The organism is Streptomyces sp. MUM 2J (genome assembly GCF_022414535.1).
GTDB lineage: Bacteria > Actinomycetota > Actinomycetes > Streptomycetales > Streptomycetaceae > Streptomyces.
Window position 1 is genome coordinate 26,543 of the sequence record NZ_JADWYM010000010.1, and the last position, 12,712, is coordinate 39,254.

General features: G+C 71.6%; 11 protein-coding genes. 2 read left to right on the plus strand and 9 right to left on the minus strand.

The features are described from left to right. Positions 1 to 6: 6 nt before the first annotated feature. A complete protein-coding gene (locus I3F54_RS11840) occupies positions 7 to 969 on the minus strand; it encodes a LysR family transcriptional regulator (protein ID WP_240118651.1) in 963 nt (320 codons plus the stop codon). A 64-nt stretch (positions 970 to 1,033) separates the two neighbouring features. Between I3F54_RS11840 and I3F54_RS11845 the strand changes: the two genes are divergently transcribed. Together I3F54_RS11845 and I3F54_RS11850 are read left to right on the plus strand one after the other, a co-directional pair. Continuing rightward, entirely contained in the window at positions 1,034 to 2,311 is a 1,278-nt protein-coding gene (locus I3F54_RS11845; protein WP_240118652.1) for an MFS transporter, read from the plus strand. A gap of 161 nt (positions 2,312 to 2,472) precedes the next feature. Then, complete coding sequence (locus tag I3F54_RS11850; RefSeq protein WP_240118653.1) at positions 2,473 to 3,486, plus strand: sigma-70 family RNA polymerase sigma factor; 1,014 nt, start codon at positions 2,473 to 2,475, stop codon at positions 3,484 to 3,486. Here the strand turns inward: I3F54_RS11850 and I3F54_RS11855 are convergent. The 8 genes from I3F54_RS11855 to I3F54_RS11890 all read right to left on the minus strand — a co-directional run bounded on the left by I3F54_RS11855 (position 3,370) and on the right by I3F54_RS11890 (position 12,561). Further along, positions 3,370 to 3,756 (minus strand): STAS domain-containing protein, encoded by a 387-nt coding sequence (locus tag I3F54_RS11855; protein WP_240118654.1) that lies wholly within the window; start codon positions 3,754 to 3,756, stop codon positions 3,370 to 3,372. The two genes, I3F54_RS11850 and I3F54_RS11855, sit on opposite strands and share 117 nt — an antisense overlap. 312 nt (positions 3,757 to 4,068) lie before the next feature. Further along, positions 4,069 to 5,352 carry a thymidine phosphorylase gene (locus I3F54_RS11860; RefSeq protein WP_240118655.1) on the minus strand — a complete coding sequence of 428 codons (1,284 nt, stop codon included), beginning with the start codon at positions 5,350 to 5,352 and terminating at the stop codon, positions 4,069 to 4,071. A gap of 67 nt (positions 5,353 to 5,419) precedes the next feature. Then, positions 5,420 to 5,824 carry a cytidine deaminase gene (locus tag I3F54_RS11865; protein ID WP_240118656.1) on the minus strand — a complete coding sequence of 135 codons (405 nt, stop codon included), beginning with the start codon at positions 5,822 to 5,824 and terminating at the stop codon, positions 5,420 to 5,422. Beyond that, the gene (locus I3F54_RS11870) at positions 5,821 to 7,104 is read right to left on the minus strand and encodes an ABC transporter permease (protein WP_240118657.1); all 1,284 of its coding nucleotides are present in this window, start codon (positions 7,102 to 7,104) and stop codon (positions 5,821 to 5,823) included. Before I3F54_RS11870 ends, I3F54_RS11865 begins: the two co-directional genes overlap by 4 nt. Then, complete coding sequence (locus I3F54_RS11875; protein ID WP_240118658.1) at positions 7,104 to 8,231, minus strand: ABC transporter permease; 1,128 nt, start codon at positions 8,229 to 8,231, stop codon at positions 7,104 to 7,106. Before I3F54_RS11875 ends, I3F54_RS11870 begins: the two co-directional genes overlap by 1 nt. After that, complete coding sequence (locus I3F54_RS11880; protein ID WP_240118754.1) at positions 8,228 to 9,763, minus strand: ABC transporter ATP-binding protein; 1,536 nt, start codon at positions 9,761 to 9,763, stop codon at positions 8,228 to 8,230. The genes I3F54_RS11875 and I3F54_RS11880 overlap by 4 nt, the downstream gene beginning before the upstream one ends. Before the next feature lie 198 nt (positions 9,764 to 9,961). Further along, a complete protein-coding gene (locus I3F54_RS11885; RefSeq protein ID WP_240118659.1) occupies positions 9,962 to 11,020 on the minus strand; it encodes a BMP family protein in 1,059 nt (352 codons plus the stop codon). A gap of 314 nt (positions 11,021 to 11,334) precedes the next feature. Beyond that, positions 11,335 to 12,561, minus strand: coding sequence for a M20 family metallopeptidase (locus I3F54_RS11890; protein ID WP_240118755.1), 1,227 nt, complete (start codon positions 12,559 to 12,561; stop codon positions 11,335 to 11,337). Positions 12,562 to 12,712 lie beyond the last annotated feature (151 nt).

The window sequence follows — 12,712 nt, forward strand, 5'->3', positions numbered from 1 at the left end:
GGCGCGTCAGCCGGAGAGCAGATGCCCCCGGCGCGACAGCAGGAACCGCTTGAAGGCCGCCACCGGCGGGGTGTCGGGGTGGCCCGCCACCCAGGCGACGCCGATCTCGCGCACCGCGCGCGGGGCGGTGACCGTCAGTTCCACCACACCCGGGCGGGGCACGGCGGGCGGAGGCAGGAGGGCCACGCCCAGACCCGCGGCCACCAGCCCGCGCAGGGTCTCCGCCTCCTCGCCCTCGAAGGCCACCCGCGGCCGGAACCCCGCCTCCGCGCAGAGGTCGTCGGTGATGCGGCGGAGGCCGTAGCCCGGCTCCAGGGTCACGAACGTCTCCTCGGCGGCTTCGGCGAGGCGGATGCGACGGCGGCCGGCGAGACGGTGGTCGGCGGGGACGACGAGCCGGAGCTTCTGCTCGTCGAGGCGGCGGGCGACGAGGTCGGGGGCGTCGGGTACCGGCGAGGTCAGGCAGAGGTCGAGCTCTCCCGCCCGCAGGCCCTCCAGCATGGCCTCGCCGTAGTTCTGGACGAGACTGAATCGGACGCGGGGATGGTCGGCGCGGAAGGCCTGGAGAAGGCCGGGGACGGTCTCGGCGCCCATGGTGTGCAGAAAACCGAACGCGACCTTTCCGGCGGCCGGGTCGGCGTCGGCGCGGACCTTCTCGGCGGCGCGCTCGATCTCGGCGAGGGCGCGTTCGACGGAGGCGAGGAAGGTGCGGCCGGCGGGGGTGAGGGCGACGGTCCGGCCGCGGCGGGCGAACAGGTCGACGCCCAGGTCCTGCTCCAGGCGGACCATGGCACGGGACAGGGTCGACTGCGGGACGTGCATCTCCTGGGCGGCCCGGGTGACGTGCTCGGTCCGGGCCACGCCGGCGAAGTACGCCAGCCGCGGCGCGAGCAGCCTCGACATGTCCGTCGTGTCTTCTGTGTCACTGAACCGTGACAGGCGAGGCTGCGACCTCTGCTGATGCACCATGGGAACGATTATGGCCAGTCCGTGCATTGGACGCATGAACGAGGGTGTCCGTAGCGTCGCAGGCATGAATCCCGCCAGTACCGGGGCGTCCACCCGCGTGGGCGCCGCACCGTCGCTTGCCGCTCCCGACTCCCGTATGACCCCCGGCGGTCCCGGCTACCGCCGGATGAGCCTCGCGCTGTTCCTCGCCGGTGTCGCCACCTTCGCTCTGCTGTACTCCACCCAGGCCCTGCTGCCGCTCGTCTCCGGCGATCTCGGGGTCACGGCGGGCGAGGCGAGCTGGACGGTGGCGGCGGCGACCGGCGGCCTGGCGGTGTTCGTCCTGCCGATGAGTGCCCTGTCGGAGCGGTTCGGGCGGCGTACGGTCATGACGGCGTCGCTGGCGGTCGCGGTGGCCCTGGGGCTGCTGGTGCCCCTCGCACCGTCGCTGGGCGCGCTGGTCGTGCTGCGGGCGCTGCAGGGCGCGGCGCTGGCGGGGCTGCCGGCCTCGGCGACCGCGTACCTCGCGGAGGAGGTCCGCCCCACCGCCCTGGTCACGGCGATCGGGCTGTTCGTCGCGGGCAACAGCGTCGGCGGCATGAGCGGCCGGATCATCACCGGCTGGGTCGCCCAGGAATGGGGCTGGCGGGTCGCCGTCGGCGTGATGGGAGCGATCGCGGCGGCCTGCGCGGTGGCCTTCCGGGTGCTGCTGCCGGCGCCGCGGCACTTCCGGGCGGGCTCCCTGCGCCCGCGTGTGCTGGTCCGCACGGTCCGCGGGCATCTGGCGAACCCGCTGCTGCGCCGGCTGTACGCGATCGGCGCACTGTTCATGACGGTGTTCGGCGGCGTGTACACGGTGATCGGCTACCGGCTCTCCGCAGCGCCGTTCGGACTGCCGCAGGGCGTGGTCGGCTCCGTCTTCCTGGTGTACCTGGTCGGCACGGTGTCGGCCTCGGCCGCGGGCCCCCTGGTCGGCCGGCTGGGCCGCCGGGGCGCTCTGTACCTGGCCGGCGGGACGACCGCGGCGGGGCTGCTGCTGTCGCTGGCCGGGTCGCTGGGCGCGGTCCTGCCGGGACTGGTGCTGATCACGGCCGGCTTCTTCGCGGGCCACGCGGTGGCCTCGTCCGCGGTGAGCCGGACCGCGGCGACCGGGCGGGCACAGGCCTCGGCGCTGTACCAGTCGGCGTACTACGTCGGTTCCAGCGCGGGCAGCACGGTCGGCGCCGTCGCCTTCCACGCCGGCGGCTGGACCGGGACGGTGGGCGTCGGGCTGCTGGCGGTGCTGGGCGTGGTGGCCATCACGCTGTGCGGGACGCGGGCGGCGCGGCATGCGGCCGTACGGGAGCCGGTCCCCGCGCACTGACAGGCTCCGGCGGCCGGACGGGACAACGGGCGGACAGCCCAGCAGGGCGTCCGTCAGCGCCCGGGCCACGACCACCGGAACCTGGGCATCAGCGTCAATGTCGGTGCCCTGCGGTAGCTTCCGGGAGTACGGAGAAGTACGGCCACAGGGGTGGGTGGGCGATGAGCGACGGCACGGCGACGACGGACCTGGATGCCAGCCTGGAGAGGTACCGCGTCGAGCTGACGGGGTACTGCTACCGGATGCTCGGCTCGTCCTTCGAGGCCGAGGACGCGGTGCAGGACACGATGGTCCGCGCCTGGCGCGGCCACGACCGCTTCGAGGGCCGTTCCAGTCTCCGCTCGTGGCTGTACCGCATCGCGACGAACGTGTGCCTGGACATGCTGTCCGCGGGCAACCGGCGGGCCCGCCCGATGGACCTCACGGACTCGGCGCCGCTGGCGCGGGCGGCGCTCTCCCCGCGCCCGGACCACGTCTGGCTGGAGCCGATGCCGGACGCCCGGGTGCTGCCCGCGGTGCAGGACCCGGCGGAGGCGGCGATCGCCAAGGAGTCCGTGCGCCTCGCCTTCATGGCCGCCCTGCAGCGGCTCCCGGCCAAGCAGCGGGCGGTGCTGATCCTGCGCGAGGTGCTGGCGTGGAGGGCGAGCGAGGTCGCCGAACTGCTCGACACCTCGGTCGCGTCGGTCAACAGTGCCCTGCAGCGGGCGCGCGCGACGCTGGCCGAGCGGAAGGAGCACGGCGCGGACGCGGCGGTCTCCGATCCGCTGGACGAGGAGCAGCAGAAGCTGCTGGAGCGCTACGTGGCGGCCTTCGAGGGCTACGACATGGCGGCGCTGACGGCGCTGCTCCACGAGGACGCGATCATGACGATGCCGCCGTTCGACCTGTGGCTGACCGGCCACGCGGACATCACCGGCTTCATGACCACGCTGGGCGCCGCCTGCGCCGACTCGCGTCTGCGTCCCGTCCGGGTCAACGGCCTGCCGGGCTTCGCCCACTACAAGCCGGACGAGGAGACGGGCGGCTTCGTCGCCTGGGCGGTCCAGGTCCTGGAGATCTCAGACGGCCGGATCACCGGGTTCCACTGCTTCCTGGACACCCGGCGCTGGTTCCCGCTCGTCGGTCTCCCCCTCCACCTCGAAGCGGAGGCCGACGAGGTCCAGCAGGGCGGTTAGGTCCGGACCGGGGCCGCGCAGACGTATCCGTCCGCCGGCCCGGCGGGCGGCGAGCTGGAGCCGGGCGAGCAGATCGACGACGCCCAGCCCCGGCTGGCCCAGTGCACCGATGTCGCAGACGACGACGCCGGTGCCGGTGCCCTCCACCAGGGCGCGGACGGCATGGCACAGCCCCCGCGCCTCGTCAGGGGTGGCGGGGAGGGCGAGCGTGAGTACGGCGGGTGTCGTGGCGTCCACGTGCCGTAGACCCTCCGCACGTGCGGAAGTCATCGCCGAGGCGCGCCCTGCCCGCGCCGGGACGGTGGGCGGGGCGAAAGGGCGCCGCTGTGGTGGCGCCTGCCCCCGACGGTGCGGGCGGCCCGGCGGCGGTCTCACCGGTGCCGGCCTCGGGAGGCTGCGTCCCCTGCCGGGTGCCGGGCGTGGCGTCGCCGACCGCTTCCGGGGCCCGCGGGGCGGCCCCGCCGGCTGTGCCACCCCGGCCCGTGGCACCGCCCCCTCCCCGCTCGGCGGCGCGGGGGCCCGGTACGCCGAACGGGACCGGCGCCGGTGCGCCGGTCCCGCCGGTCCGCGTCGGGCGCGCGGTCAGGCGATGCGCTCCAGCACGACGGGCGACGGTGTGAACGCGGTTCCGGGGGCGGCGATGTCGTACGAGCCCTCGACGGCTTCCAGGGCGTAGTCGAAGCGCTCCGGGGTGTCCGTGTGCAGGGTCAGCAGCGGCTGGCCCTCGGTCACCGTGTCGCCGGGCTTGGCGTGCAGCTCGATGCCCGCCGCCGCCTGCACGGGGTCCTCCTTGCGGGCCCGGCCGGCGCCGAGCCGCCAGGCGCCGATACCGATGTCGTAGGCGTCGAGGCGGGTCAGGACACCGGAGGCGGCCGCCTTCACCACGTGCTGTTCGCGGGACGTGGGCAGCGGCGCGTCCGGGTCGCCGCCCTGGGCGGCGATCATGCGGCGCCAGACGTCCATCGCCGAACCGTCGGCCAGGGCCTTCGCGGGGTCGGCGTCCTTGACGCCGGCCGCGTCGAGCATCTCGCGGGCCAGCGCGACCGTCAGCTCCACCACGTCGGCGGGGCCGCCGCCGGCCAGGACCTCCACGGACTCGCGGACCTCCAGGGCGTTGCCCGCGGTCAGGCCCAGCGGGGTGGACATGTCGGTGAGCAGCGCGACCGTCCGTACGCCGTGGTCGGTGCCCAGGCCGACCATCGTGGACGCCAGTTCGCGGGCGTCGTCGAGCGTCTTCATGAACGCGCCGGTGCCGACCTTCACGTCCAGCACCAGGCTGCCCGTGCCCTCGGCGATCTTCTTCGACATGATCGACGAGGCGATCAGCGGGATCGCCTCGACCGTGGCGGTCACGTCGCGCAGCGCGTACAGCTTCTTGTCGGCGGGCGCCAGACCGTCGCCCGCCGCGCAGATCACCGCGCCGACGCCGTCCAGCACCGACAGCATCTCCTCGTTCGACAGCAGTGCGCGCCAGCCGGGGATCGACTCCAGCTTGTCGAGCGTGCCGCCGGTGTGGCCGAGACCGCGTCCCGACAGCTGGGGGACGGCCGCCCCGCAGGCCGCGACGAGCGGGGCGAGCGGGAGGGTGATCTTGTCGCCGACGCCGCCCGTGGAGTGCTTGTCCGCCGTCGGGCGGGACAGGGAGGAGAAGTCCATCCGCTCGCCGGAGGCGATCATCGCCGCGGTCCAGCGGGCGATCTCACGGCGGTTCATGCCGTTCAGCAGGATCGCCATGGCGAGCGCGGACATCTGCTCGTCGGCGACGGCACCGCGTGTGTAGGCGTCGATGACCCAGTCGATCTGCTCGTCGGTCAGCTCGCCGCGGTCCCGCTTGGTACGGATGACGGAGATGGCGTCCATGGCCATGACTTTCCTTCCGGAGTTCCTGGAAGTGCGCGGCCCCTCTGCACAGGTCAGAGGGGCCGCGGCGGAGTTACTTGGCGAGATGGTCCGGGCCGAAGGCCTGGGGCAGCATCTCGGAGAGCGGCAGGATGCCCGCCGGGGTGTCCAGCAGCAGGTCGGGGCCGCCGAACTCGTACAGCAGCTGGCGGCACCGGCCGCACGGCACGAGCAGCCCGCCCGTGCCGTCCACGCAGGTGAAGTGGGTGAGCCGGCCGCCGCCGGTGCGCTGGAGGTCGGACACCAGGCCGCACTCGGCGCACAGTCCGACGCCGTAGGAGGCGTTCTCCACGTTGCAGCCGGTGACGGTGCGGCCGTCGTCGACGCGGGCAGCCACACCGACCGGGAAGCCGGAGTAGGGGGCGTACGCGTGGGACATCGCCTCCCGCGCCACCTCCCGCAGGGCTTCCCAGTCGAACGCGGCGGCGGCCGGCGTCACTTGCCCTGACCCTTCCGGTAGCGCATGCCGTCCGCCTTCGGAATCCGCAGGCGTTGCGCGGACAGCGACAGCACCAGCAGGGTGACGACGTACGGGGTGGCGCCGACGAAGTCGTTGGGCACCTCGTCGGTGAACAGGTACCAGATCAGGACGAGGCCGCCGACGAACAGGCTGATGCCCGCCTGCCAGTGCGCCTTGCGGTACAGCTTCCAGCCGGCCAGCAGCGCCAGCAGGACGACCAGCAGGAGCAGCAGCGCGTGCACGGTCTCGCCACCGTTGCGCAGCTGGAGCGCGTCGGAGAAGCCGAACAGGCCCGCGCCCATCGCCACGCCGCCCGGCCGCCAGTTGCCGAAGATCATGGCGGCGAGGCCGATGTAGCCGCGTCCGCCGGTCTGGCCCTCCAGGTAGATGTGCGAGGTGACCAGGGCGAGGAAGGCGCCGCCGAGACCGGCGAGGCCGCCGGAGACGGCCACGGCCGCGTACTTGTACCGGTAGACGTTGACGCCGAGCGACTCCGCGGCGATCGGGTTCTCGCCGCAGGAGCGCAGCCGGAGCCCGAAGGAGGTGCGCCACAGCAGCCACCAGGTCGCGGCGAACAGCACCGCGGCCAGGACGGTCACCACGGACAGGTTGGTGACCAGACCGCCGAGGATGCCGGCGACGTCGGAGACGAAGAACCAGTGGTGCTTCTCGATCGACTGCAGGCTGCTCGACAGGCCCGGCACGTCGAAGTTGGGCAGCGAGTCCGAGGGCGGCGACTGCTTGGGGTTGCCTCCCGCCGCCGCGGCGGAGCCCTCCGAGAAGAAGAGCTTGGCGAGGTACTGGGTGGCGCCGAGCGCGAGCAGGTTGACGGCGACACCGGAGACGATGTGGTCGACGCCGAAGGTGACGGTGGCCATGGCGTGCACGAGGCCGCCGAGGACGCCGAAGCCGATGCCGCACAGCAGGCCCAGCCAGGGGCTGGACTGCCAGCCGATCCAGCCGGCGCCGAAGGTGCCGAGGATCATCATGCCTTCGAGGCCGATGTTGATCACGCCGGCCCGCTCCGACCACAGGCCCGCCAGACCGGCGAGGCCGATCGGCACGGCGAGGCCGAGCGCGGCGCTGACCTGGCCGGCGGAGTCGAGCTGGTTGGAGCCGGTGATGACGCGGACCGCTGCGACGAGCAGCAGCGCGCCGGCGACGATCATCAGGATCTGGCCGAAGGACCGTCCCGAGCGCTTGGCCGTGTCGGCCTTGGGCGCCGCAGGCGGCGGCGTGTCGGTCATCGTGGCAGTCATCACGCCACCTCCTGGTTCTCGGTCGTGGCGGCTGCCTGGGCGGCGAGTTCGGCGCCGACCCGCTGCTGCTGGCGCTTGAGGCCGTAGCGGCGCACGACCTCGTAGGCGATCACGACGCACAGGACGATGACGCCCTGGATCACGCCGAGGATCTCCTTGTCGTAGCCCTGGAACTCCAGGTGGTTGGTGGCCCGCTCCAGGAAGCCCCACAGCAGGGCGGCGAGCGCGATGCCGATCGGGTTGTTGCGGCCGAGCAGGGCGATGGCGATACCGGTGAAGCCGATGCCCACCGGGAAGCTGTTGTCGTACTGGTAGCTCTCGTTCAGCAGGGTCGGCATGCCGACCAGGCCGGCCACAGCACCCGAGATGATCATGCTGGTGACGACCATCTTCCTGACGCTGACACCGCTCGCGGAGGCGGCCGACTCGGACAGGCCGACCGTGCGCAGGTCGAAGCCGAAGCGGGTGCGGCCGAGGGTGAACCAGTACGCGACGCCGACGACGACGGCGATGAAGATGAAGCCGTCGAGGATGCCCGAGGCGCCGGTGTCGATGTTGAACAGGTGCGAGGCCTGCGGCAGCGGCTTGGTGGAGACCAGGGTGCCGGCCGGGTCGAGCTGGCCGAGCTGCCCGGGCTGGAGCAGGTAGGCGATGATCGAGGTGGCGATCGCGTTCAGCATGATCGTCGAGATGACCTCGCTGACGCCGCGGGTCACCTTCAGCACACCGGCGATGGCGGCCCACAGGGCGCCGGTCGCCATGGCGCACACCAGGATCAGCGGGATGGCGATCCAGCCGGGCGCGGTCAGCGCGCCGCCGAGGACGGCGGCGATGAACGCGGCCAGCCGGTACTGGCCGTCGACGCCGATGTTGAACAGGTTCATGCGGAAGCCGACGGCCACCGCGACACCCGCCAGGTAGTACGTCGTCGCCTTGTTCAGGATGTAGACCTGGCTGTCGCTGGCGATGCCGTAGGTGCCCATCTCGCTGAAGGCGTCGGCCGGGTTCTTGCCGGTGGCGAGGATCACCAGGGCGGTGACGACGATCGCGGCGACGACCGCGAGCAGCGGGGCCGCGACGCCGAGGAGCAGCCGCTCCTTGTCGATGCGTTGGGTCAGCTTTTTCATCGGGCGTCGTCCTCTGTCTGCTCCGGGTGCTCCAGGCGGCCGGCAGCGGCCCCCGTCATGGCGGAGCCCAGCTCCTCGGGGGTGATGGTGGCGGGGTCGGCGTCGGCGACCAGACGGCCGCGGTACATCACCCGCAGCGTGTCGGAGAGCCCGATGAGCTCGTCCAGGTCGGCGGAGATCAGCAGCACGGCCAGGCCCTCGCGGCGGGCCTCGCGGATGTGGTCCCAGATCGCCGCCTGCGCGCCGACGTCCACACCGCGGGTGGGGTGGGCGGCGATGAGCAGCTGGGGCTCGTGGCTCATCTCGCGGCCGACGATCAGCTTCTGCTGGTTGCCGCCGGACAGCGAGGCGGCGGTCACGTCGATGCCGGGCGTGCGGACGTCGTAGGCCTCGACGATCCGCTCGGTGTCGGCGCGCGCGCCCTTGATGTCGAGGAGGGGGCCGCGGGAGTTGGGCCGCTCGGTGACGTGGCCGAGGATGCGGTTCTCCCACAGCGACGCCTCCAGGAGCAGGCCGTGGCGGTGGCGGTCCTCGGGGATGTAGCCGACGCCGGACTCGCGGCGGCGGCGGGTGGGCAGGTGGGAGACGTCCCTGTCACCGAGGCTGATGACACCGGCGTCGGGGCGGCGGATACCCATGATCGCCTCGACCAGTTCGGACTGGCCGTTGCCCTCCACGCCGGCGATGCCGAGGACCTCGCCCTTGTGGATGGTGAAGTTGATCTGGTCGAGGATGATGCGCTCGACGCCGTCGAGGTCGGTCTGGCTCAGGTGCAGGCCCTCGACCTTGAGCAGCGGGATGTCGGTGACGGTGGACTCCTCCGTCTCCGGCGTGGGCAGTTCGCTGCCGACCATCAGCTCGGCGAGCTGCTTGGTGGTGGTGTGCTGGGGGTCGGCGGTGCCGACGGTGGTGCCGCGCCGGATGACGGTGATCTCGTCGGCGACGGAGAGCACCTCGCCCAGCTTGTGGGAGATGAAGATGACGGTGAGGCCCTCGGCCTTCAGCTCGCGCAGGTTGTCGAAGAGGGCCTCGACCTCCTGGGGCACCAGCACGGCCGTGGGCTCGTCGAGGATCAGCGTCTTGGCGCCGCGGTAGAGCACCTTGAGGATCTCCACGCGCTGGCGGTCGGCGACGCCGAGCTGCTCCACCAGGACGTCGGGGCGGACGTTCAGGCCGTACGCGTCGGAGATCTCGGCGATCTTCGCCCGCGCCCGGGCGCCGATGCCGTAGAGCTTCTCCGCGCCGAGGACGACGTTCTCCAGCACGGAGAGGTTGTCGGCGAGCATGAAGTGCTGGTGCACCATGCCGATGCCGCGTGCGATGGCGTCGGCCGGGCTGCTGAAGGTGACCTGATCGCCGTTGACGGTGATGGTGCCCTCGTCCGGCTGCTGCATGCCGTAGAGGATCTTCATCAGGGTGGACTTGCCGGCACCGTTCTCACCGCACAGGGCGTGTACCGTGCCCGTACGGACGGTGATGTCGATGTCTTTGTTGGCGACTACACCGGGGAAACGCTTCGTGATGCCGCGCAGTTCGACGGCAGCGGGAGGGCTGGACGCGTTGATGGCGCACTCTCCTCGGGGAAAAGGGCTGAAGGGGAGGGCAGGCGTCGGCGACGCTAGCGCGGCAACTCGATGCTACACGCGTAGAGTTGACACATCGTTATGGCTCGGCGAGGGGGTGTCGGATGCACCCCCGTCGCCGAGCCCGGGTCCGGCGGGACCGTCAGGTCACGGGGTGGTCTTGACCTGGATCTGACCGTCGACGATCTTCTTCTTGGCCGCGTCCAGCTGCGACTTGATGTCGTCGATGAAGCCACCGCTGGTGGACAGCGAGACACCGTTCTTCGCGAGCGAGTAGCTGTTCACGCCGGTCAGCGGCTGGCCGTCGTGGACGGACTTGACGAAGTCGTAGACACCGACGTCGACGTTCTTGACCATCGAGGTCAGGATCGAGTCCTTGTACTTGGCGAGGCTCGGGATGTTGTACTGGTCGGAGTCCACGCCGATGGCCCAGGCGCCCTTGACGCCGTTCACGGCCTCGATGGAGCCGTTGCCGGAGGAGCCGGCGGCCGAGTAGATGACGTCGGCACCCTTGTCGAGCATGCCCTTCGCGGCGGCCTTGCCCTTGTCGGGGCTGGCGAAGCCGGAGGTGTCCGAGCCGTGGCTCAGGTACTGCGTCTCGATCTTGATCCCGGGCTTGGTGTCCTTGGCGCCCTGGATGTAACCGGCCTCGAACTTCTTGATCAGCGGAACGTCGACGCCACCGATGAAGCCGATGTGACCGCTCTTGGACTTCAGCGCCGCAGCGACACCCGCGAGGTAGGAACCCTGCTCCTCGGTGAAGGTGATGCTGTTGACGTTCTTGGCGTCCACGACCGAGTCGACGATGCCGAAGCTGGTCTTGGGGTACTTGGCGGCGACCTTGGTCATCGAGGCGGCGTAGGCGTAGCCGACACCGATGACGGGGTTGTAGCCGGCCTGGGCGAGGTCGCTCAGGCGCTGCTCGCGGTCGGCCTCGGTGTCCGAGGTCTTGGCGGTCAGCTCCTTGATCTCGCCGCCGAACTCCTCCTTGGCCTTGTCGGCACCGCGCGCGGCGGAGTCGTTGAAGGAGCGGTCACCACGGCCGCCGACGTCGAAGGCGAGACCGATCTTGACACCGTCGCCGCCACCCGAGGAGGAGGCGGACGAGCTGTTGCTGTCGGACGAAGTGCTGCCACAGGCTGTGGCAGACAGTGCGAGTGCTGCGGACGCGATACACGCAGCGGAAAGCTTGGCTACCCGGCGCACGGGAAGGCTCCTTCACCTGACCTGAGCGCCATGTCGGCGCTTGTTGTGAGCACCGTTTGGGTGCTCGAGCCATGACGCCCCGGCGGCGTCGGCTTCGCGGCATCGTAACGCGCGTAGATGTCAGAAAAAGACCTCTTCCGAAGCCGTTATCGATTCGAGGCAAACAGCGCCTGAACTGAGGTCATCGGGCCCAGCCGCCGACCGTCGCGCACTGTGCACGAATGGCTCACGAACGTATTGCACCGGATGGCGGTACGGCCCCCGCGCCCCGAGGGGGGCCGCCCGCCGCCGGCCCGGCCGACCTGCAAGAACGGTCAGCTCACGGCGTCCAGGAGGGCCGCCGCGGTGAACAGCTCGACCCCGACGGTGATCGCGGACTCGTCGGCGTCGAAGTCGCCCTGGTGCAGATCGCGGACGGTGCGTTCGCCGGGGGTGCGGACACCGAGGCGGGCCATGGCGCCGGGCACCTGCTGCAGGTACCAGGAGAAGTCCTCGCCGCCGAGGCTCTGCTCGGTGCTCTCCACCGCGTCCGGGCCGCAACGCACGGTCATCGCGTCGCGCAGCAGGTCGGTGACGGCCGGATCGTTGACGACCGGCGGCACCCCGCGGACGTAGGTGATCTCGGACTTGGCCCCGTGCAGGTTGGCGATCTCGTCGATGGCCGCGACGACGTTGTCCGGCGCCTGCCGCCAGGCCTCGATGTCCAGGCAGCGCACGGTGCCGGACAGCTCGGCGTGCTGCGGAATGACGTTCGGGGCGTGCCCGGACTCGATACGGCCCCAGGTCACCGCGAGGCCCGCGCGGGTGTCGACGCGGCGGGCGACGAGCGCGGGGACGTCGGTGACCACCCGGGCGGCGGCGGTGACCAGGTCGGTGGTCAGGTGCGGCCGGGCGGTGTGACCGCCGGGCCCGTCCAGGGAGATCTCCAGCCGGTCGCAGGCGGAGGTGATGGCGCCGGTGCGCAGCCCGACCCGGCCGGCGTCGACGCGGGGGTCGCAGTGCACGGCGACCATCCTCCGCACCCCCTCCAGCGCGCCGCTCTTGATGGCGTCGGCGGCGCCCCCGGGCAGCACCTCCTCGGCGGGCTGGAACACCAGACGCACCGGACGCGGCAGCCGCCCCTGCCGGTGCAGCTCGGCCAGGACGAGCCCGGCACCCAGCACGACCGTCGTGTGCACGTCATGGCCGCAGGCGTGAGCGCGGTCCGGCACGGTCGACCGGTAGGGGCAGTCGTTCTTGGTGTCCGGGATGGGCAGGGCGTCGATGTCGGCACGCAGGGCGAGCATGCCGCCCGGCGGTACGCCGAGGTCCGCGCCGATGTCACAGATGAGGCCGGTGCCGATGCCGAGCACGCGCGGCGACAGACCGGCCCGCTCCAGCCGCGCCTTGATCGCCGCGGTGGTGCGGAACTCCTGGTTGCCGAGCTCCGGGTGCATGTGCAGGTCGCGGCGGAAGGCGACGAGTTCGGCACGCAGGTCCTCCGGCAGGATGCCGGGCAGGACGCTGCCTTCGGGGAGATCGGCCTCGGGCTTGGGCGACATCAATTGCTTCACCCTCTGAAGGGTAGGACGCCGAGGCGGCCAACTGACCCTCGATCAACAAAAGTTCAGCCCGTTAGGGGAAGAAAATCTGGCCGCACGACGCATAGGTATCGACTGTGATGGGTAAACTCGCCCGACTTCCGACCGGTCG